The sequence below is a fragment of the Candidatus Poriferisodalis multihospitum genome (assembly GCF_028283155.1).
Lineage (GTDB): Bacteria > Actinomycetota > Acidimicrobiia > Acidimicrobiales > Poriferisodalaceae > Poriferisodalis > Poriferisodalis multihospitum.
Genome location: NZ_JAPYOK010000080.1, coordinates 1 through 21,018, shown reverse-complemented (window position 1 = coordinate 21,018; position 21,018 = coordinate 1). Strand labels below are relative to the sequence as shown.

Sequence of the window (21,018 nt, the reverse complement as noted above, 5' to 3'; positions counted from 1 at the left end):
CACGAAGTGTTGCAGCGCCGTGTGGCGCTAGCTTGCCCGGCTGACTCTCATTGAGGGCTGCGCATCGGGCACCAGAAGTCTCGCTGTGGCACGGCAGCGCTCACCACCACGGAAGGACGCCGCCGATGTACATCGCGCTCGGCCAGTGGTGCTTCCGCAATCCGTGGCGAGTGTTTGCCGGGTGGCTGGCGCTCGCCATCGCTGCGGGACTGCTGGCAGGGCTCGTGGGGCCGTCGTGGGGCGCGTCGCTGAGCAGCCCCGACTCCGAGAGCGACCGCGCCGCCGACGTGCTGGACAGCCACTTCGGCGACTTCGACTCCAACATCAACGGATCGATCGTGGTGAAGTCCAGTTCTGGGGTAGACGACCCTGCCGTGCGATCGACGCTCACCGAGCTGTTCGTCGCCGTCGATGCCCTCGACGAGGTGACGGTCAACTCGCCATATGACCCCGGCGGCCGCCAGTTCGTCGCACAGCAAGGCCCGCATGCGGGCCAGATCGCCGTCGCCGAGGTCCAGATCAGCCGCTCGTTCAATCTCGACAACGCGGGCGGGCTCGGCGAGCACATCGTCGAGCTCATCGACCGCAGCGGCGTGCGCGAGATCCCGGGCGTCCAGGTGGAGCTCGGCGGCTCGTGGCTCGCCGGCCAGGAGCCTCCTGAGACCGAGGCCATCGGGCTCGCCTTTGCCGTGTTCGTGCTGATCGCAGCCGTCGGCTCGGTGGTCGCCATGGGCGTGACGGTCGGGACGGCGCTGATCGGTGTCGGCATCGGCGCGCTCACCATCACGATCCTCAGCAATGTCTTCACGGTGCCCGATATCGCGCCGACGCTCGGGGTGATGATCGGGCTCGGCGTGGGCATCGACTACGCGCTGATCATCCTCAACCGCTATCGGGAATGGGTGCGCAACAAGTTCAGCCCGCTCGACGCGGTGGGTGCAGCGCTGGATTCCGCAGGTCGTTCAGTGCTCTTCGCCGGTGCGACCGTGGTGGTGTCGCTGCTGGGACTGCTGCTCATGGGCTTGCCCTTCGTGGCCGGACTGGGGCTGTCTGCGGCCATCACTGTCTCGATCGTGATGGCGGGTTCGATGACCCTGCTGCCCGCCGTGCTGGGGCTGATGCGCAACCGGATGGCGACCACCAGGGTCCGCGGCATCCTCGCTGCATCGCTGGTGTCGGTGGCGCTGCTGGGCTTCGGTCTGGGCATCCGCCCGCTGCTGGCCGCGCTGCCTGCGGCCGCTGCCGTTCTCATTGCGGGGGCCGTCGGCGGTCCGCGCAACCCGTTGAGGCGGATCCTGCACCACCGTCAGCCCAAACCGCTGCGCGCCACCGCCTGGTACCGGCTGAGCCGGGTCGTGCAGCGCCGGGCCTGGCTGTTCGCGCTCGGCGGCACCGCCGTGCTGGTGCTGGCCGCCGCCCCGGTCTTCGCGTTGCGCCTCGGTTTCTCCGACGAGGGCAACTTCCCGCCCGACAGCACCACCCGCAAGGCCTACGACCTCATCGCCGACGGCTTCGGACCGGGGGCGAACGGGCCGCTCCTGATCGTCGCCGAAACATCCGGCAACCAAGACATGCTCTCGCTGTTGGCGCTGACCGACGCACTGAATCGCACCGACGGCGTCGTGGCTGCCTCCCCGCCGTTCCCGAGCCCCGACAGTCAGGCGGCAATGATCCGGGTGCTGCCCGCGACCGGTCCCCAGGACGCCGCCACCGAGACGCTCGTCCACACGCTGCGCGACCAGGTCATCCCGACCGCCATGGACGGCACCGGCGTCGACGCGCTGGTCGGCGGCACCGTGGCTTTCCAGATCGACTTCAGCGACTACCTGGCCGGACGCATGTGGGTTTTCTTCGGAGCGGTGCTGGGGGCGTCGTTCCTGCTGCTGATGGCGGTGTTCCGCTCGCTGGTGGTGCCGCTCAAGGCCGTCATCATGAACATGCTCTCCATCGGGGCGTCCTACGGCGTGCTGGTGGCCATCTTCCAGTGGGGCTGGTTCGGCAGCGTCTTAGGCATCCAGCCCGCACCGATCGAGCCGTTCATCCCGATGATGCTGTTCGCCGTGCTGTTCGGGCTGTCGATGGACTACGAGGTCTTCCTGCTCTCACGCATGAAGGAGGAGTACGAGCGCACCGGCGATCCGGTCAACTCCGTGGCCGACGGGCTAGCCGCGACGGCTCGGGTCATCACCGCGGCGGCGGCGATCATGATCGTGGTCTTCGGCAGCTTCGTGCTGGAGGAAGAACGGGTCGTCAAGCTGTTCGGCCTGGGCCTCGCCACGGCCATCGCCATCGACGCGACGCTCGTGCGCATGCTGATCGTGCCTTCGACCATGGAACTGCTCGGCGCTCGCAACTGGTGGCTGCCGGCCTGGCTCGACCGCATCATCCCCAACCTGCGGGTCGAAGGCGAATTGCCCGACACCGGGCAGGCCGACGACGAGGATCTTGAACCCGAGCACGCTGAGCAAACCGAATACGGCGAAGAGCCCGAGCACGCGGGCTGAGCGCGCACGACTGAGCCCATCGCAGTCAGCCAGCGACGAAGTCAGCGACCTCCGCGCCGCTCGCATCCACGAGTTCGCCGGGCGTTAGCTCGAAAACCGTGTCAGGCGTACCTGCGGCAGCCCACACCGTGCCGAACGCCAGCAGTGCCGGGTCCGCCACGGCACGCAGCAGCCGCGCATGGCTGAACGGAGGCGTGCCCCCGATCGCGTAGCCAGTGGCCTCCCGCACGCCGTCTGCGTCGGCACGGGTGATAGCACCGCCGAGCAACTCCCCCAGTCTCCCGGTATCGACCCGATTCGCGCCGGAGGTCAGGGCCAGCACTGGCTGACCATCGCACAGGAACACCAGCGACTTCACGATCTGACCGAGTTCGCAGCCGACTGCCGCGGCCGCCTGCTCCGCAGTACGCGTGCCCTCGGGAAAACGAAGGATCCGAGGCGTCATGCCCAGTGCTTCGGCTCCTGCCAGAAACCGCTCACGAGCGCTCAGGCGCGCGGCGCCGACTCGGTTGCCGTCGGTGTCATCAATGCCGGTCGCCACGGGTGTTGGCTACTCGGCCCAGGCCTTGACTTGGGAGATGACGTCGAGCGGCTTCTCAGTCTCGGGCGGGATGGTGATGTCGAGGTAACTCACGCCCACCGAGCGGTACACCTCAATGCGTTCGCGCACCCGCTCTGGGTCGCCGGTGAGGCTGGCACGGTCGACGTAGTCGTCGGGCACTGCGGCGAAGGCCTCGTCTCGCTTGCCGGTCAGGAACAGGTCCTGGATCTTCTCCGCCTCGTCCACATAGCCGTAGCGCTTGAACAGGTCGTTGTAGAAGTTCTTGTCGCGTGCGCCCATGCCGCCCACGTAGAAGCCCACGTTGTCGCGCACGCCCTTGCGGACCGCGTCGACCATCGGGCCCGAGCCCATCGCCACGGTGCCGCCGGCCACGATCTGCAGGTCGGTCAGATCGTCGGAGCGCTTGGCGCCGCCTGCCGCCAGCGCATCACCCCATACGTCGTTGAACTTCTCGGGAAGGAAGTGAATGGGCTGCCACACTTCGGCCAGCTCGGCGGTCATCTCGACGTTGCGCGGGCCGATCGACGCGACCGCGATCGGGATGTCTCGGCGGTGCGGTTTGGCCATGAGCTTGAGCGGCTTGCCCAGGCCGGTGCCCCCGTCATAGGGCAGGCTGACGGCACTGCCGTCGTGGACCACCTTGTCGCCCGACCAGACCTTGCGGCAGATCTCGATGACGTCGCGGGTCCGTCCCATCGGCTTGCTGAACGGCACGCCGTGCCAGCCCTCGATCACCTGCGGCCCAGAGGTGCCGAGCCCCAGGATGAACCGGCCTTCGGACAGCGTGTCGATGGTCATGGCGGTCTGGGCGATGATGGCGGGGCTGCGCGAGTAGATGGGCAGGATGCCGGTCATGAGCTGGATGCGCTCGGTCTTGGCGGCCACGTAGGCCAGCGTCGACACCAAGTCAAAGCCGTAGATCTCGCCGCCCCAGATCATGTCGACGCCAGCCGCTTCGAGATCGGTCACATGCTGGGTGAGGCGCTTGGGGTCCAAGCTCGCGCCCGCTCCGATCGCCATGGATATCTTCATCGTCGTACTCCGTCGTGCTCACTGCTGCATTGGGTCGGCGCGAATGCTAGGAGCAATGCCGCGTCGATGGCGGGGCAAGCATCGGCGGAACCCACTCGGGAGGAGCAGTCATGAATGTTCACGGAGGCGCTGGAGGATCGTCGGCGACCGCAGACGACGTCGCCGACGAGATCATCGAGACGCTGCGGCGCTGGGTTGACGAGGTGGTGGTGCCCGAGTCGTCTCCCCTGGAACTAGCCGATGAGTACCCCACCGCGATGGCCGGGCAGATGGAGGAGTTCGGCCTGTTCGGCGCCACCATTCCCGAATCGCACGGCGGGCTCGACCTCGACCATGTGACCTACGCACGGGTGATCGAGGAGCTGTCGCGAGGCTGGATGTCGCTGGCGGGGATTGTCAACAGCCACCTCATCTGCGCCAAGCTGATCGACCGGTTCGGCACCGACGAGCAGCGCGACCGGTTGACTCAGATGGCCACCGGCAAGCTGCGCGGCTGTTTCTCGCTGTCGGAGCCCGACAGCGGCTCCGACGCTGGCGCGCTGCGTTGCCGTGCAGTGCGAGACGGCAACGAGTTCGTCATCAACGGCACGAAGATGTGGGTTACCAACGGCGAGCGTGCGGGCATCGTGGCACTGCTGGCTCGGGTACCCGAAGGCGACCCCTCGGGCAGCTCGGGCATCACCTGCTTCCTGGTGGACAAGACGCCGGGCAAGCACTCGGGCGGCATCACGGTGAGTCGCAAGATCGACAAGATCGGCTACCGGGGGCTGGAGACCGTCGAGATGTCCTACGTGGATCACCGGGTGCCGGCAGACCGGGTGCTGGGGGGCGACGGTCATGACGGCGGCATCGGCAACGGGCTCCGCTGGGCCCTCGCCGCGCTTGAACTCGGCCGCATCAACGTGGCGGCCCGGGGCGTGGGCGTAGCCCAGGCGGCCTATGACGCCGCTCTGGCGTACGCGAAGCAGCGCGAAGCCTTTGGCAAGCCCATCGCCAAGCACCAGGCGATCGCCTTCAAAATCGCCGAGATGGCCACCAAGCTGCACGCTGCACGGCTGATGACCTACGACGCCGCCCGCAAGGCCGATGCGGGCGAGCGGGTCGATCTGGCTGCGGGCATGGCCAAGCTGTTCGCATCAGAAACCGCCGCAGAGCTGTCGCTGGACGCCATGCGCATTCACGGCGGGAACGGCTTCTCCACCGAGTACCCGGTGGAGCGCTACTACCGGGATGCGCCGCTCATGATCATCGGCGAGGGCACGAGCGAGATCCAGAAACTGGTCATCAGCCGCGCCCTGCTCGCCGACGACTGAGATGATGCTGGCCTAGGTTGACGGGCGCGTAGCTGGAGGTACGAGTCATGGCTGACCGCAAGTCGTTCTGGGCGTGGTGCCTGGAATCCGAGGAACCCACCGACGCCGAGCGGGCTGAGCTGGCCAAGAAGCTCTCAGCCCAGTACGGCACCGAGATCACAGCAAGGCCGGTGCCGTCGGTGGCGGATGCCGACTTGCGTGCGCCACGTATATCGATTCCCGACTCGGTGGCCGGCTGGTGCTCGACCAGCACCTACGACCGGGCTCGCTACGCCTATGGCGCACACTTCACCGAGCGGGTCCGGGCCTTCAACCTCGACTTTCCCAACCCACCCGATGTGGTGGCGCACCCTCGCAACGAAGTCGAGGTGGAGGCAACACTCGACTGGTGCGACGCCAACGGCTACATCGCGGTCCCCTACGGCGGCGGATCGTCGGTGGTGTGGGGCCTGACCCCGCCAGAGGATCGCGGTCCCACCGTGGTGATCTCGCTGGACCAGTTGAGTCATGTACTCGAGATCGACGACGTGTCTCGGGCTGCGCGCATCCAGGCGGGCGTGTTCGGCCCCCACCTCGAGGACCAGCTGCGTCCCAGCGGGCACACGCTGCGCCACTTCCCCCAGTCGTTCCGGTTCTCCACACTCGGCGGCTGGATCGCCACCCGCTCGGGCGGCCATTACGCCACCAACCACACTCACATCGACGACTTCGTCGAGTCGACCCGGATGATCACGCCGTCGGGCTGGTGGGAGTCGCGCCGGCTGCCCGGCTCAGGCGCGGGGCCCAGCCCCGACCGGATGGTGATCGGCTCGGAAGGCATCTACGGGATCATCACCGAGGCGTGGATGCGCATCCAGAAGCGCCCCACGTTCCGAGCCACGGCCGGCATCACGTTCCCCACATGGGAAGCCGGCTACGACGCCGTGCGGCACCTGGTGCAAGCCAAGCTGTGGCCGGCCAATCTGCGGATTCTGGACCCGGCCGAAGCCGGGCGCGCTGCGGGCATGGACGGCGAGCGCGCGCTGGTCATCGTGTCGTTCGAATCGGCTGAACTGACCCAACGCCACAATGTCGCCCAGGCAGTCGAGATCGCACGTGAGTGCAACGGGCACGTGCCCGACGACGAGATCCAGATCGATGACGGCACCGGCACGCCCACCGGCCGCGGCGGCGCAGTCGGCGCATGGCGCAACGCGTTCATCGGCGTGGGCAACGGCGTGGAGACCTCGCTGGGGTTGATCAACGACACCTTCGAGACTGCCATCACCTGGGACCGGTGGCCCGAATTCGACGCCGTGGTGCGCGAGAAGGTGGGCGCAGTGCTGGCGGAGGTGTTCGGCGATCATCACACGCTGTCGTGCCGCTTCACTCACGTCTACACCGACGGCCCCGCGCCGTACTACACGTGGTCGGGCATGGGCACCCCGGGCGGTGAGATTGAGCAATGGCAGACCGTCAAGGACGCCGCCAACGAGGCGCTCGAAGCAGCCGGCGGCACGTGCACGCACCATCATGCGGTCGGCCGCATGCACCGTCCCAACGCCTACGACCGCCAGCGCCCCGAGCTCTTCTCCGAAGCGATCCGGGCAGCCAAGAAGCGGCTGGATCCCAACGGCATCCTCAACCCCGGCGTCCTCATCGATCCGTAGACGCGACGAGCGACCGCCGCTGCCGTAGTCGGGCAGCGGCGGCCGCCCTGCATTTGCTCAGTCAGCCGGGCTCATTCCAGCCCGGGCTGTTGCGGCGCCTGCCTAGCGGCAGCCGCCGTTGTCCTTGTCCCAGGCGCAGTTCGGAGAGCCGCCGTTCACGTCCACGATGTCGCCGACGATGTCCCACGTCTGCTCCGCCGCGTCGTACTGGCTGAAGTCCGAGCCTTCCACGTAGTACCCGTCCACAGCGCCGTCGGCAGCAAAGTTGATGCCGTCCAGCAGCAGCGGGTGGTAGATGTCGAGCGACCGCGCGGCCAGGATGAAGTTGGTCCTGGTCAGGCCGCCCGGCAGTTCGGCAGCCACACGGATCGCCTCGGTGTGCGGGTACGCGAAGTAGTAGCCGGTGCCGAGCAGCGAGATCTCGGGATCGAGCCCGCGATCGGCCAACTCGCTCCGCAGGAACGAGATGAACGGCTCGTCGACGTGCTTCGGGTCGGTGGAGTCCTTGACACCGCCGCCCACGATCCACCAGTCATCGGCCGAATCGCCCGCCGGCGCCATGTAGGCCGCCACGGCCTTGCAGACCGACGGCGTGAACGCCACCGACAGGTCGTCGAGCAAGCCCGAGGCGTCGACCTCTTGAATCGCAAGCAGGCATGGGTTGCCGGCCGTCATCGAGATGAACACGTTCGGGCTCGCTGCCGCGATGGTCGTGACCTCGTTGGTCAGCGTGGGAGCAGCCGGGTCGTGGCGCACCGGGATGAACTCGCTCACGACGTCGGGGTTCGCATGCGCGTAGGCCTCGAAGCCCAGCTCATAGGCCAACCCGAAGTCGTTGTCCATCACCAAGCCGGCCACCTTCACCGGCAGCTCGTCGGCGAGGTTCTCCTTGATCCAGTTGCCCCACAGGATCGCCTCAGTCGAGTACGACATCTGCAGGCCTGTGGTCCACGGATGGTTCACCGGGTCGCCCCAGGCCGGGTGACCCGTTGCCACCATGACCTGCGGGATGCACTCGTCGTTGATCTGGTCGTACACGGCCAGCGTGTTCGGCGAGCCGAGCGTGTGCAGCGCGAAGACGTTCTCCGACTCGATCAGCTCGTCGATGAACTCGATGGTCTGGGCTGCCACATAACCGTCGTCACGGGAGATCAGCACCATGTCCTTGCCGGCTACGCCGCCGGTCGCGTTGACGTACTCGTAGTAGTTCTCCCAGCCCACGGTGATGTCGCCGTATGCAGCGAGGTTGCCGGACTTCACCGTCGTCTGACCGATGCGGATCGTGTCCTCGGTGATGCCGGTGGTGTCGGACCAGTCCGCCGGGCACTCATTCATGTCGATCTCGAAGCCCGAGGGCCCACGCAGGATGCCGTCGTCGCCGACGCCCCACTCGCCGGATTCGATGCCAGCGGTGAGCTTGTCGACGATGGCCTGGCGCTGTGCCGCAGCCAGCTCCCAGATGCCGTCGATCGTGGACAGGTCGAAGTCGTCGGGGTTGACGGCCGTCATGTCGTCAGACATCTCCTCTTCGGCCATCTCCTCGTCTTCGGCGGCGTCTTCCTCCAGCGCCTCCTGGGTGATGCCGCCGCCGATGGAGCCTTCGTCCTCCGGCTCAGCCTCGTCGGCCATCTCCTCGTCGGCCATCTCCTCATCGGCCATGTCCTCATCGGCTGTCTGCGTGCCGGCGTCCGTGGTGCCGTCGCCCGCATCGTCGTCGTCACCGCCGCCGCACGCAGCGGCGAGAAGCGAGAACGCGAAGAGCAGCGCCAGCAGGCGCCATAGCCGTCGGTGTGATCCGGTCATATGAGTCTCCTTGATGTGTCCCCGCACCAAGGGCCGAACGGTCCCCTGGTGCCCAACAGTCCCGCCGAAGCTAATCGCTTGCCATGCGCCACGTTGCCGCGCCGATCGAGAGGACGTGCAATGGGTGGCAGCCGAACGCGACAAGCGGCCGCCGCTACCGGATGACTCCGGCGGCGACGGCCGCTCATGTCGCTCAGTCAGAAAGAACTAGCGGCAGCCGCCGTTGTCCTTGTCCCACACGCAGTTGCCCGAAGCGCCGTTCACGTCAATGACGTTCGAGACGATCCAGGAGTGCGTGGACGAGTCGTACTGGCTGATATCCGTGCCCTCAATCGGGAAGGCATCCGCGTTGCCGTTCATGGCGAACGTGATGCCGTCCAGGAAGATCGGGTGGTGGATATCGATCGCCCGCACGGCCAGGATGAAGTTCGCCCGGTTCAGGCCTGCTGGGTTGTTCGCACTCGCAGGCAGCTCTGCGGCGATGCGCAGCGCCTCCACGTACGGGTAGCCCAGCATGTAGCCGTTGCCGAACATCGAGATGGTCGGATCGAGGTCATTGGCCTCGAGGCTCTCGATGATGAAGTCGATGAACGCATCGCTGCCGATCAACGCCGGGTCGGTGGTGTCCTTGACGCCGCCGCCCACGATGTACCAGCCGTCGCCGTCGTCTCCGGCCGGGGAGACCCAGCTCGCCGGCGCCTTGCACACCGACGGCGTGAAGGCTGCCGAGATGTCATCCTTCAAACCTGACGCCGCGACCTCCTGGATGGCCAGCAAGCACGCATTGCCCGCTGTCATCGAGATGTAGACGTCCGGGTCGCTCGCGGCGATGGTCGTGATCTCATTGGTGATCGTCGGCGATGCAGGGTCATGGCGCACCGGCACGAACTCCGACACCACGTCGGGGTTGTTGTGTGCGTACTCCTCGAAGCCCAGCTCGTAGGCCAGACCGAAGTCGTTGTCCATCACCAGGCCGGCCACCACGACCGGCAGCTCATCGGCGAGGTTGTCCTTGATCCAGTTGCCCCACAGCACCGACTCGGTCGAGTACGACAGGATGCTGCCCGTGGTCCACGGGTGCACCTCGGGATCGCCCCACGCCGGGTGGCCCGTCCACACGAACGGCTGCGGGATGCACTCGGCATTCAGCGTGTCGTACACGGCCAGCGTGTTCGGCGAGCCCAGCGTGTGAATCGCGAAGACGTTGTCGTTCTCGATCAGCTCGTCGACGAACTCGATGGTCTGTGCAGCTACGTACGCGTCGTCGTAGGACTTCATGACCACATCGCGGCCTGCGATGCCACCTTCGGCATTCACATGCAAGAGGTAGGTCTGCCAGCCCAAGCGGGCGTTGCCGTACAGCGCGAGGGTGCCTGACTGCGGACCGGTCTGGCCCAGACGGATCTCGGTGTCGGTGATGCCCTCAGTGTTGGACCAGTCATCGGGACACTCGTTGAGATCGATGGTGAAGCCTTCGGGTCCGCGCAGGACGTTGTCGTCGCCAACGCCCCACTCGCCGGCCTCGATCTGGGCGGTGATCCGCTCGACAACCTTGGCCCGCCGGAATTCGGCCTCTTCGAAGATGCCCTCCATGGTGGAGCGGTCAAACTCCATCATCTCCTCGTCGTCCATCATCTCGTCGTCGGCCATCTCCTCTTCTTCGGCCGCCTGCTCGATGACCTCCTGGCTGAGACCGCCGGCCTCTTCCTCGGGCTCGTCGGCGGCCATCTCCTCCTCGTCGTGGTCGTGGCCGTCGTCCTCGTCGTGGTCGTCCGCTTCCTCCTCGGCCATGGCCTCGGTGGTCTGGGTCTCGCCGGCGTCGTCGTCACCATCGTCGCCACCGCAGGCGGCCGCGACGAGCGAGAACGCGAAGAGCAGCGCTAGCAAGCGCAAAAGGCGGTTCTTGGATAGTTGCATGGGTCCCTCCTCGGTGGAACAGCAGCCACCGCGGCGTCGCAAGCCGACAATCAGCAGCCGTAGCCCCCGACTGTCTCCCCATGACCGCTGCGGCGGTGCGCGCGAGAGTAATCGCGCCGCGCCGGGCCGTTCTCAGCTCGGGTACGACGATCGCGTGACAATCGCCCGCAGCAAGGACACCGACGAACGAGCTGCGGCGGCGGCAGGAGACTCTGCGACGTTGCGACCAGCCGGATCGCGGGTCGCAGAGGGTTCTGCCGCCGCCGCAGCGGGCGCGCGCGGGCGCGAGCGGCATAGCGTGTCGGCCCATGGAATGGGGAGTCACTCTGCCGCACTTGGGCCGCATCGGATCTCGCGATGGGCTCATCACGTTCGCATCGGAAGCAGACCAGCTCGGATTCGCTTCGGGCTGGGCTTCGGATCATGTCTGCTGGCCCGCCGAGCTGGTGTCGAAGTACCCGTACTCCGACGACGGCTCGTTCCCGGCGCCGCCGAAGACGGGATGGCTCGACCCCATCGGCACACTGCTCTTCGTCGCCGCTGTCACTGAGAACCTGCGGCTGGGCTTCAGCGTGCTGATCCTGCCGTACCGGCCGCCAGTGGAGACGGCGAAGCGTCTCGCAACCATCGACGTGCTGTCGAACGGCCGCCTGATCCTGGGCGTGGGCGTGGGCTGGATGCGCGAGGAAGCCGAAGTGCTGGGCATGCCATGGGATCGCCGTGGCAAGCGCTCTGACGAGCAGCTCGAGGTGTTCAAGGCGCTGTTCACCGAGGACGACCCGAGCTTCGACGGCGAGTTCTACTCGTTCCCCGCCGTCGGCTTCGAGCCCAAGCCGGTGCAGGACCCGGTGCCGGTGTGGGTCGGAGGCAACACGGCGGCCGCCTACCGGCGGGTGGCGCAGCATGGGCACGGTTTCCACGCGGCGTTCGAGACAGTCGACGAGGTTGCTTCGGGTTGGAGCGGGGTGGGCGCGGCGTGCGATGCCGTCGGCCGGGATCGCAGCGAGATCACGCTGTCGCTGCGGTACTACCTCGATCCGGCATCGGCCATGAAGCCCGAAGTGTCGATCGCCGGCAGCACCGAGCAGATGATCGACAGCGTCGGGCGCGTTGCCGAGGCCGGCGTGACGCATTTCGTGCTCGATCCGGTGGCACGCGGCGGCATCGAGGGCCGCCTCGAAGCCCTGCGTGCCTTCATGGCCGACGTGGCCCCCCACTTCGCCTAGCGGCTCAGCCGCTAGGCGCCGCTCTCAGACGAGCGCGTCCCGTCGCCGGCCGGCGGCAGACTCGGGCTGTGCTGTGGGCATCCTCGCTCGCCAAGTCGTACCCGCCGCGACGGCTGTTCGCTGACGTCAGCGTGCAGCTGGCGCCTGGCCGACGCGTGGCGCTGGTGGGCGGCAACGGGATCGGCAAGACGACCTTGCTGGAGATCCTGGCCGGCATCAACGAGCCGGACGAGGGCGAGGTCCACCGCCAGAGCGGGCTGACGATCGGCTACCTGCCCCAGGAGCTCGCCGAGATCACCGACGGCACTGTGCTCGAAGCGACGCTGGCCGGAGCGGGCGACATCACCGCTATGACTGCCGAGCTGCGATCGCTGGAGGCGAGGTTGGCCGATGTCGACGCTGCCGACCACGACGACGTGCTCGCCCGCTACGGCGAGCTGGAGGCTCACTTTCGCCAGATCGGCGGCTACGGCTTCGAAGCGGAAGCGCACCGGGTGCTCGCCGGCTTGGGCTTTGCAGCCGACGATGCGCAGCGGCCGGTGGCGCAGCTGTCGGGTGGCTGGCGGATGCGGGTCGCGCTCGCCCAGCTGCTGCTCGCGAAGCCCGATGTGCTGCTGGCCGACGAGCCGACAAATCACCTCGACGTCGACTCCGTGGCCTGGTTGGAAGACCAGCTCGCTACGTGGGAGGGCGGGCTGCTGTTCGTCAGCCATGACCGTGACTTCATCGACGCAGTTGCCAACCGCGTGATCGAGATGGACGGCACGACCGCGCATGAGCACGTCGGCGGCTTCGCCGAGTTCGTTGTGGCTCGCGAGGAGCGGATTGCGGCTGCGGAGGCGGCAGCGGCGCAACAGGCTCGCCGGCGGGCCCACACCGAGCGATTCATCGAGCGGTTCCGTTACAAGGCCACAAAGGCTCGGCAGGTGCAGAGCCGGATCAAAGCTCTGGCGAAGCTGGCACCGGTGGAGGTCCCGAGCCGCAAGGAGCTGGCGGCCCGCTTCGGCTTCGGCACACCACGGCGCTCCTCGCGGGTCGTCGTGGAGATGATCGACGCTTCAGTGGGATACGCCGACGGAGACGCTCCCGTGCTCGAAGGAGTGGACCTCGTCATCGAACGCGGCACCAAGGTGGGCGTAGTCGGCCCGAATGGCGCCGGCAAGACGACGCTGCTGCGGGTATTGCAGGGCGAATTGGGCGTTCTCGGTGGTGAGTTGCACCGCGGCCGCAACGTGGACATGGCCACGTTCGCTCAGCATCTCGCCGAGGTCATGGATCCTCGACGGTCAGTGGTGGAGGAGTTCACGGCCTCGGTGGGCGATCAGCCCGGGCGGAATGTACGCACGATGCTCGGCGGCTTCGGTTTTCCGGGCGACGCTGCGGACCGCAAGGTGGCAGACCTCTCCGGCGGCGAGCGCACCCGGCTGGCGCTCGGCATCACGATGGCCAACCCGGTGAACCTGCTGGTGCTCGACGAGCCGACGAATCATCTCGATCTGCCCAGTTGCGATCTGCTGGAGGATGCGCTGTCGGTGTACCCGGGCACGGTGCTGCTGGTGACCCACGACCGCCACCTCATCCGCAGCGTGGCCGATTCGCTGATCGTGGTGCGTGACGGCACCGCCACTCTGCACCCGGGCGTCGACGAGGATCTGCTGCGGCCGCCGGGGCTGAGCACGAGACGCACCGCTGGCGGCAGCACCGCGGGAAGCACTGGTACCAGCCGCAAGCACACGGACAGCGGAGGCACGGGCGGCCAGCATGCTGGCAGTCGAGATGCCGGTACGGGGGCACCGACGTCGCGGGCTACCGCTGCCGAGCGCCGCCGCGAGGGGGCTAGCAGGCGCCAAGCCGTCCACGAAGCGACCGCCGCCATGCGCAGGGATCTGGCTGTGGCCGAGCGAGCCTGGGAAGCCGCCGAGCACCGGGTCGCAGAACTGCAGGCCCTGCTCGGCGAGCCCGCGACCTACGACGACCCCGATCGTGCGCGTCAAGTCGCTGAGGACTACGGCACTGCCAAGTCCGATGCGGTGCGCCACATGTCCGAATGCGAGGCGCTGCAGCGTCGTATTGACCGCGCCGCCACCGGAGACTGAGCAGCTAGCCGCTCTGCAACCAGCATCCGACCGGCCGACGCCAAGGGGTTGAGCCCTGGGCAGATATGCGTGCCGCTAGGCGCAGCCGTCGGGTGGCGCGGCCACTGGCACATGAGCTACGGCAACCGAGCGGTCAGCGCCGTCCGCACCCTGCGAGAACGTGACGAGCGAAGCAGTGCCATTCGACGGGATGCCCATGGGCGCCCCCGGGTACCAGGCGACGACATTGCCGACCGAGACATCGGTCGTCACATGCCAGTGCCCGAGCGCCACGTAGTCGGCGCCGGTGGCCTCGATCTCTTCGGCGGCGATCGGCGACGACCGGTGTGCATCGTCGGCTGTGCGCTGGAAGTGCCCGTGCCCAGCGGCAATGAACCAGCCGTCGTCGGGGCGGGCCGGCACGCCTGCCAGGGGCCGGTACTCGGAGTGGTGCAGGTCCATCGCCCGGCCCCACAGCGTCAGGTCGTGCTCGCCGAAGTGCAGGGTGGCGCCCTCGGGATCGTCGAGGAAGATCACGCCAGCGCCGGTGACTTCGAGCCGGTGCTCATGATCCGCATGGGCGCCCCACAGCGACTGCTCGTCATGGACGTCGTGGTTGCCGGGGATGATGACGACTGACGCATCGACGCTGCCGAGCAGTTCCATCGTGTGCGCGACATCGGACCGTTTCAGCCGGGCGTGGTCGAACAGGTCTCCCGCTATCAGCAGGATGTCGACTGCATGGGCGACCGCGGTTGCCGCGAGGGCATGGATAGGGCACTGGCATACGTCCCGGTGACTGCCATGCGGCCCGCGTACATGCCCGATGTGCACATCGGATGTGTGCAGAACGCGCAACTGGCGCCCGCTGCCCGTCCCAGCCCGCTCCTTCACAGCGAGACAGCTTGCCACGGAGCCGACACTCCCCGTTCCGGAGCCATACGTCGCCGCTTCATCTGCGGGCAGTACCTTCGACACGGTGCGGATCCTGGTGACCAATGATGACGGAATCGAGTCCGAAGGGCTGTACGTGCTTGCGAGCGCCATGACCGCTCATGGCGATGTGGTTGTCGTGGCGCCAGATTCCGAATACTCGGGCGCGGGCGCCGCGATCGGTCCGCTGCATCTCATGGATCCCGAGGTGCACAAGGTGCGCTTCGAAGGCGTCACCGATGCTTGGGCGGTTTCGGGGGCGCCAGCGTTGTGCGTGATGTTCGCCCGGCTCGGCGCATTCGGGCCGGTGGACTTGGTGGTGTCGGGGATCAACCCGGGCGCGAACGTCGGCCGATCCGTGTACCACTCCGGCACCGTCGGCGCGGTGCTGACTGGCCGCAACGGCAACATCCCGGGCTTGGCGGTCAGCCAGACCGTCGAGGGATTCGGGGTTGAGGGCCAAGGCTGGGAAGACGCCATCGCCGACCAGAAGTGGCATTCGGCGGCCGAAGTCGCCAGCGTCGTGCTCAGTGGTCTGCTCGCCGACGAACACGACTCGGCATGGGCAGTCAACCTCAATGTGCCCAATCGTGAAGTCGCCGACATGAAGGGCTGGCGGTTCACCGAGGTCGGCACCCTACCGCCGCGTTCGATCACTTCGGTGAGCCTGGAGCCGCATCCCGACAACGCTGACGCGTTCCGGGTTGCCATGGAGTGGGGCGACGCCGTCGACATGCCCGCCGAGGTCGACACCGGCGCCGTCATGGACGACTTCGTCTCGGTGTCGTTCCTGTCGCGTCTCACTGCGCGAGCGCCGACGGCCGACACCAAGCTGACTGCCTGCCTCAACGGCTTGTTCTGACGCGGCACCGTTCCCGCTCAGGCCGGCTCAGGGCAGACAGCGGCCGCTCGACATACTTCGTCTGAGCGGGTGGGCGCGAGCGTGGTGGGAACGCTTCAGGCCGTGAGGCGGCGGGTCATTCTGAAGTTGCGCACCAGCATCACCGCCGCCGCGATGCCGAGTGCCACCGCCACCCATGCTCCCCAGCTCGCGAGATCGGCATACGAGCGGTGCTCCACCGCCAGGCCTGAGCTCACGCCCGCGGCCGCGCCGAGCGCCGTCATCAGCACGTCCGCGGTGGCTTGCACGCTGACACGGCGCTCCTGGGGAAACGACGCCGTCAGCAGCGAACTGGCGGCCACCACACAGCAGCTCCAGCCGATGCCGACGAGGAACAGGCCCAGTAGCAAACCGGTGGCATGCGCAGCCTCAGTGTTGGCGGCCATGACAGCGCCGACGGTGAGCACGAGCGCTCCGAGAACGATGATGATCTGGCCGCCGACACGGTCCACCAGCCAGCCCACATAGGGCGAGAACGCAAACATGCCCGCGATGTGCAGCGACAGCATGAGGCCGATGATCAGCGGGTTCTGGCCTCCCTGGGACATGTGAATCGGCGAGACGGTCATGACGCCCACCATCACGGCCTGCGACAGCATCATGCCGATGAGAGCAATCGAGGCCACGGGATGGGCCAGAATGCGGCCAGCCTCGGCCAAGCTCGGCAGCTTGACGCTGGTGGCGCCCGCATCGGCAGCCACGACATGCAGCGGGTCTGGACGCAGACGGCGCCAGAGGTTGACCGTTGCGAGAACGAACAAGCCCAGCGCTAGGGCGTACGGCAGCGCGAAACCGCTCAACCCCTCGGTGTCGGCAAAGAAGCTCTTGAGACCGAGCGCCACCGTGGGTCCCACCACCGAACCGGCCGTGCTTGCCCACAGCACCAAGCTGATCGAGCGGGCACGGTTCTCATCGGTTGCGAGGTCGGCGCCGGCGTAGCGTGCGGCCAGATTCGCGGCTTGGCCGGTGCCGATGAGCACCATGCCGACGACGAGCACCGAATAGCGCCCGAGGAACGCCGACAGCATTGCCAGCGTGGCGCCGAGTGCGCCGACGAAGTAGCCGGCGGCCAGTCCGGCACGGCGGCCGTGACGGGCCATCAGCGCGGCCAGCGGGATGCCCGCAAGCGTGCCGCCGATGCTGAGGCACACGGCGGCCAACGAGGCCTTCGTCTCGCTGCCGGTCATCTGGTCGGCGAGCAGGGTCGATGCCGAGAATGACGCCGTCATGGCCAGCCCGCCGGGGATCACCCCGAGCTGAGCAGGAGGAATGCGAGATGCGAGACATCACCGGTTGCGTGGCGATGATCAGCGGTGCGAATCGCGGCATCGGCGAGTCCATCGCTGCTGCTCTGCATGCCGACGGCTGGGCGCTGTCGCTCGCTGCTCGCGATATGGCCGCGCTCGAAGCCTCAGCGGCCTCGTACCGCATCGACGGCGGCGGCCCGACCGTCACCCTGCACTGCTATGACGCAACCGACCTCGATGCGGCCGAGCGCTGGACCGCCGAGACGATTGCGGCGCACGGCCGGATCGACTGCCTCGTGAACAACGCCGGCGTCGCCTATCCCGATGTGTTCGAAGAGCTGACTGAGGACACGCTCGACGAGATGTGGGAGGTCAACGCGAAGGGGCCGTTCCGCATGCTCCGTGCCACGCTCGACCACCTGCGCCGCAGCGGCGAGGGCCGCATCGTGAACGTGATCTCCATGTCGGGCAAGCGAGTGCGCGGCACCTTCGCACCCGGTTATGCCATGAGCAAGCACGCCGCAATGGCCCTGCATCACTCGGTCCGCCACCTCACCTTTCCTGACGGGATCCGGTGCACGGCCGTGTGTCCGGGCTATGTGCAGACCGACATGACCTCGGGTTTCGGTGTGGACCCGTCGATCATGATCCAAGCCGACGATCTGGCGCAGGCCTTGGCCACGATCCTGCGGCTGCCGAACACCGCATCAGTCGCCGAACTGCTCGTCACCACCGAACCCGAGACCATCGCCTGAAAGGCGCAGCGTCGGAAACGGAGGGCAGATTCGGTACCGCGACGTGGTACCGTCATCTCGCGGATCCGACAAGTGAGGCAGGTTGCTGCGCTGGCCTGTCAATGTCGTGACAGCGACCCGCCTCACGGATCAACTTAGGCACCATCGACACCACGAGAGCTGCGAATTTTGTCGCTGCCGTCGTGAAAGGTGCCGAACCACTTGTCGAGCGGTACCAGCGCCGTTCCGTAGTTGCAGTCAAAGTACCGGTGGTGGAGCGTGTGGAATCGGTCCCCGCCCGCCACGGTGCGGTTGCCAGCGACGACGAACCGGTCGAATCCCGCATGTGACACTGCCGGCGACAGCAGGAAGTACGTGGTTGTCAGCGTGATCAGGTAGGGGTTCGCCGGGATCAGCAGGAACATGAGCGGCACCGAGAGGTACAGCACGTGCTCGAGCGGGTGCATCGACACGCCCGACCACGGGCCGATATTGACATTGCGGTGGTGCAGCGAGTGAGCCCAGCGGTACAGGTGCTTGGTGTGGAGCAGCCGGTGGTTGGCATAGAAGTGCACCGAGCCCAGCGGGAAGATCAGCAGCGTCAACGCCGCTGTGTAGCCGAAACTGGCGAGATCGCCGCTTGCCGGAACGGTCCAGATGAGGTCGTTGGCATACAGCCACAGCATCAGCGCCTCGTACAACGCTGCGATGGGGCAGGCGCTGGCGAGCGACCAGAAGACGTTGTCACGCGTCTGGTTGCGGAACAGGAACGGGCGGCGACCCACCGATAGCCATCGCTCGTCGTACTTGTGCCGGGTGCCCTGGCTGCGCCGGATGAACAGCCGCCAGTGCAGGCCGCCTGCCACCGCAATCATGAGCGCCACGTTGCGCACGTAGACCAGTGCGACCGCCGACGCGGCGGGGCTCGCGAAGCTCTCGAGCGGCGGCGTAAGCCAGTTCCACGCCACGATGCCGACAGCGATCCACAGGCCGCCCTGCCACCAGAGGAACTTGGTGATCGTCCAGCGCGCCATCGCGAGCGGTCGAGGCGGCCGCTCGTACATCGGCGGGAGCGTCACCTCCCCGATCCCCACGACGCGGATTGTACGTCTGCATGCACCGATGCCGAGAGCCATGACCGGGCCGTTCGGCCCCGCTGGGGACGGCGGCGACATCGACTGGTGCGAGACACCTAGCGTCGGCGCCGTGAGCGCGAGACCGGGGGCTGACGCTTCGAAGGCCGACTGGCGTCGGCGGGTTCGGGATCACCGGCGACCGATGTCCGCCGAAGTGAACGCCGCCGTCGTCGCAGGCCTGCGGGCGTTCATCGAGGCATTCGACGAACGCTCGACCCCCGTCGCCGGGCGCCCCATGCCCCCGGGAGCCAATCTGATCCTCTTCTACCGGGCCATGGCGGACGAGCTGTCGCTGGACGGTCTGGCTGACGGGCTCGGCTGGCAGCGCTTCGCCGTCACCCGCACTCCCCCAGCCGGTCCGCTCACGCTGCACCCGGCGATCGGGGCGATGGAGCAGCATCGCTACGGCTTCCCCCAGCCCACGGCCGCCGCGTTCGAGTTGCAGCCCCGGCACATCTCGCTGGCGCTCGTGCCCGGCGTGGCCTTCGACCGCCTCGGCACACGGCTGGGTCACGGCGTCGGCTACTTCGACGAGTTGCTTGCCAGGCTGCCCGGAGACTGCCCCCGTGTCGGCGTGGCCCTCTCCGAGCTCGTCTTCGATCGGCTGCCGTCCGAGCCCCACGACGTTCCGATGACCCATCTGGCAACCGAGGATGGCGTCGTCGCCATCGCCCCAAGCTCGAACTGACGGCGGCGTTGCCGAACGGGGGGCCAGATCGGCAGCGCCGTCGAAACTGGCTTGGTCGCCGACGCGTCGGCGCATAGGTTGCCGATCAGCATTTCCCTGCACGTTTGCGAGCGCGAGTCCGCGCGCTTGGAGGGTCATGAACGGTCAGGTACTCGCTGTCGAGCGACACGTACGCTTGCGACCCGTGAACGCCGATGAGCTGCTGAGTCGGCTGGCGGCGCGCAGTGCGGCACGGGAGGTGCCGCCTGGCCCCGGCGCACTGCGGACGGTCCGTTTCGGCCATGTGGAAGTCGCCACGGCATCCAAAGCCAGCGAGACGTTCATGCGGGCCCGGTGGCGCGAACGGGTCGGCAACTCCGAGCTGGGATACCTGCTCGTTTCCGACGACTCGAAGACCGACGGAAGCGTCCTCGTGCTCGCTTGCGGCAACCGATACCGGCTGTTCGACTGCGACCCGTCCGCTTCGACAGCGGAATGGCTTGACCTCGACGCGCAGCTGCTGAGCGACGAACGCCGGGCCTTCCTCGCACTGCTCGCCCCTGGCTATCTCGCCGAGGGCGGATTTGCCGAACTGCAGGCAGAGGCTCGGGCGTTCGGCTCAGCCTTGGGGCACTGACTCGACGGTCTTGTGGTCGGGCGAGTGCTCAGGGAGTCCCTAGTCGCAGTGTCCTGTTCAGTGCCGAGCGCCACGCATCGAAGTCGAACCATCCGCAGCCGACACAGCCGGACGCGTCCTGCTTGTCGGCAGGTGCCCATTTGCCGTTACCGGCGTAGAAGAACCGGATGCCGAACGGAGTGCCACGGTTCCCGGTCTTGTAGCAGCGCTCACAGGCCCGCGATTTCAGCAAGTTGTGGCTGACACTTCCATTCGACTTCTTGAGCAACTGGAACTTGTCCACGATGTCTTCGTCGCTCATCGCGCTGTAGTCCTGCTGAGCAGCAACCTCAGTGCCACCCCAGCGCAACTGAGGCAGCTTGTGGTCCACGGTCAACTGGTTCGGTGGGCGCTCCGTCAATTCGACCACATCGCGTGAGCCGAGAAGCCTTACGGCACGACGCACGAAGCCTCGCGGCATCGTCGACGATGGCACTGCCCGCGTGAAGTTGCCTTGCCAGCGGTCGTGGCGCGTGGTGCGGTCGCAGGCGGTGCACAGGTGGTTGGCGCTCTCAATGACCAGCCCAGGACGTGATTTCGTGCCTCGTTGCAAGCCCTGTATGCCTGCGCCTCCAGCGATCTGGGTTATTCCCGTGTGCGTGTACTCGCACTCGCGGCAATGCCACTGCATATCGCGCAGCAC

At 67.2% G+C, this 21,018-nt stretch carries 17 protein-coding genes; 9 read left to right on the top strand and 8 right to left on the bottom strand.

Annotation, left to right across the window (positions count from 1 at the left end):
* The first annotated feature begins 125 nt into the window (after positions 1-125).
* The gene (locus VI480_RS07515) at positions 126-2,504 is read left to right on the top strand and encodes an MMPL family transporter (protein WP_323672207.1); all 2,379 of its coding nucleotides are present in this window, start codon (positions 126-128) and stop codon (positions 2,502-2,504) included.
* 25 nt (positions 2,505-2,529) lie between these two features.
* Here VI480_RS07515 and VI480_RS07510 read toward each other — a convergent pair whose 3' ends face one another.
* Both VI480_RS07510 and VI480_RS07505 read right to left on the bottom strand, forming a co-directional pair.
* Positions 2,530-3,045, bottom strand: a complete 516-nt coding sequence (locus VI480_RS07510) for a YbaK/EbsC family protein (protein ID WP_323672206.1) — start codon at positions 3,043-3,045, stop codon at positions 2,530-2,532.
* Positions 3,046-3,054: 9 nt separating this feature from the next.
* Positions 3,055-4,098: an LLM class F420-dependent oxidoreductase gene (locus VI480_RS07505; RefSeq protein ID WP_323672205.1), complete on the bottom strand. Its 1,044-nt coding sequence runs from the start codon at positions 4,096-4,098 to the stop codon at positions 3,055-3,057.
* Positions 4,099-4,208: 110 nt separating this feature from the next.
* Here VI480_RS07505 and VI480_RS07500 point away from each other — a divergent pair, with 110 nt between their 5' ends.
* Both VI480_RS07500 and VI480_RS07495 read left to right on the top strand, forming a co-directional pair.
* Positions 4,209-5,411: an acyl-CoA dehydrogenase family protein gene (locus tag VI480_RS07500; protein ID WP_323672204.1), complete on the top strand. Its 1,203-nt coding sequence runs from the start codon at positions 4,209-4,211 to the stop codon at positions 5,409-5,411.
* A 47-nt stretch (positions 5,412-5,458) separates the two neighbouring features.
* Positions 5,459-7,060, top strand: a complete 1,602-nt coding sequence (locus VI480_RS07495; RefSeq protein WP_323672203.1) for an FAD-binding oxidoreductase — start codon at positions 5,459-5,461, stop codon at positions 7,058-7,060.
* Between the two features lie 102 nt (positions 7,061-7,162).
* On the opposite strand, the gene VI480_RS07490 is transcribed toward VI480_RS07495, so the two are convergent.
* Positions 7,163-8,863, bottom strand: coding sequence for an ABC transporter substrate-binding protein (locus VI480_RS07490; RefSeq protein WP_323672202.1), 1,701 nt, complete (start codon positions 8,861-8,863; stop codon positions 7,163-7,165).
* Positions 8,864-9,070: 207 nt separating this feature from the next.
* Positions 9,071-10,780, bottom strand: coding sequence for an ABC transporter substrate-binding protein (locus VI480_RS07485; protein WP_323672201.1), 1,710 nt, complete (start codon positions 10,778-10,780; stop codon positions 9,071-9,073).
* Between the two features lie 308 nt (positions 10,781-11,088).
* On the opposite strand from VI480_RS07485, the gene VI480_RS07480 reads away from it, so the two are divergent.
* Positions 11,089-12,006, top strand: coding sequence for an LLM class F420-dependent oxidoreductase (locus VI480_RS07480; RefSeq protein WP_323672200.1), 918 nt, complete (start codon positions 11,089-11,091; stop codon positions 12,004-12,006).
* 68 nt (positions 12,007-12,074) lie between these two features.
* A complete protein-coding gene (locus tag VI480_RS07475; RefSeq protein WP_323672199.1) occupies positions 12,075-14,102 on the top strand; it encodes an ABC-F family ATP-binding cassette domain-containing protein in 2,028 nt (675 codons plus the stop codon).
* 75 nt (positions 14,103-14,177) lie between these two features.
* Here the strand turns inward: VI480_RS07475 and VI480_RS07470 are convergent, their stop codons facing one another.
* Positions 14,178-14,975 (bottom strand): metallophosphoesterase family protein, encoded by a 798-nt coding sequence (locus tag VI480_RS07470; protein WP_323672198.1) that lies wholly within the window; start codon positions 14,973-14,975, stop codon positions 14,178-14,180.
* Positions 14,976-15,060: 85 nt separating this feature from the next.
* Between VI480_RS07470 and surE the strand changes: the two genes are divergently transcribed.
* Positions 15,061-15,876, top strand: coding sequence for a 5'/3'-nucleotidase SurE (surE, locus tag VI480_RS07465; protein WP_323672197.1), 816 nt, complete (start codon positions 15,061-15,063; stop codon positions 15,874-15,876).
* Between the two features lie 95 nt (positions 15,877-15,971).
* Here surE and VI480_RS07460 read toward each other — a convergent pair whose 3' ends face one another.
* Positions 15,972-17,165 (bottom strand): MFS transporter, encoded by a 1,194-nt coding sequence (locus VI480_RS07460; protein ID WP_323672196.1) that lies wholly within the window; start codon positions 17,163-17,165, stop codon positions 15,972-15,974.
* A 26-nt stretch (positions 17,166-17,191) separates the two neighbouring features.
* On the opposite strand from VI480_RS07460, the gene VI480_RS07455 reads away from it, so the two are divergent.
* Entirely contained in the window at positions 17,192-17,917 is a 726-nt protein-coding gene (locus VI480_RS07455; RefSeq protein ID WP_323672195.1) for an SDR family NAD(P)-dependent oxidoreductase, read from the top strand.
* 134 nt (positions 17,918-18,051) lie between these two features.
* On the opposite strand, the gene VI480_RS07450 is transcribed toward VI480_RS07455, so the two are convergent.
* Positions 18,052-18,990: a sterol desaturase family protein gene (locus tag VI480_RS07450; protein ID WP_323672194.1), complete on the bottom strand. Its 939-nt coding sequence runs from the start codon at positions 18,988-18,990 to the stop codon at positions 18,052-18,054.
* 112 nt (positions 18,991-19,102) lie between these two features.
* On the opposite strand from VI480_RS07450, the gene VI480_RS07445 reads away from it, so the two are divergent.
* Together VI480_RS07445 and VI480_RS07440 are read left to right on the top strand one after the other, a co-directional pair.
* Positions 19,103-19,720, top strand: a complete 618-nt coding sequence (locus VI480_RS07445; protein ID WP_323672193.1) for a 5-formyltetrahydrofolate cyclo-ligase — start codon at positions 19,103-19,105, stop codon at positions 19,718-19,720.
* Between the two features lie 184 nt (positions 19,721-19,904).
* Positions 19,905-20,336, top strand: coding sequence for a hypothetical protein (locus VI480_RS07440; RefSeq protein ID WP_323672192.1), 432 nt, complete (start codon positions 19,905-19,907; stop codon positions 20,334-20,336).
* A 28-nt stretch (positions 20,337-20,364) separates the two neighbouring features.
* On the opposite strand, the gene VI480_RS07435 is transcribed toward VI480_RS07440, so the two are convergent.
* On the bottom strand, positions 20,365-21,018 hold a 654-nt coding region (locus VI480_RS07435; RefSeq protein ID WP_323672191.1), incomplete at its 5' end, for a hypothetical protein.

Coding starts and splice junctions, on each gene's coding strand:
- VI480_RS07515 (WP_323672207.1), top strand. CDS start 126: ATGTACATCGCGCTCGGCCAGTGGTGCTTCCGCAATCCGTGGCGAGTG.
- VI480_RS07505 (WP_323672205.1), bottom strand. CDS start 4,098: ATGAAGATATCCATGGCGATCGGAGCGGGCGCGAGCTTGGACCCCAAG.
- VI480_RS07500 (WP_323672204.1), top strand. CDS start 4,209: ATGAATGTTCACGGAGGCGCTGGAGGATCGTCGGCGACCGCAGACGAC.
- VI480_RS07495 (WP_323672203.1), top strand. CDS start 5,459: ATGGCTGACCGCAAGTCGTTCTGGGCGTGGTGCCTGGAATCCGAGGAA.
- VI480_RS07490 (WP_323672202.1), bottom strand. CDS start 8,863: ATGACCGGATCACACCGACGGCTATGGCGCCTGCTGGCGCTGCTCTTC.
- VI480_RS07485 (WP_323672201.1), bottom strand. CDS start 10,780: ATGCAACTATCCAAGAACCGCCTTTTGCGCTTGCTAGCGCTGCTCTTC.
- VI480_RS07480 (WP_323672200.1), top strand. CDS start 11,089: ATGGAATGGGGAGTCACTCTGCCGCACTTGGGCCGCATCGGATCTCGC.
- VI480_RS07455 (WP_323672195.1), top strand. CDS start 17,192: ATGCGAGACATCACCGGTTGCGTGGCGATGATCAGCGGTGCGAATCGC.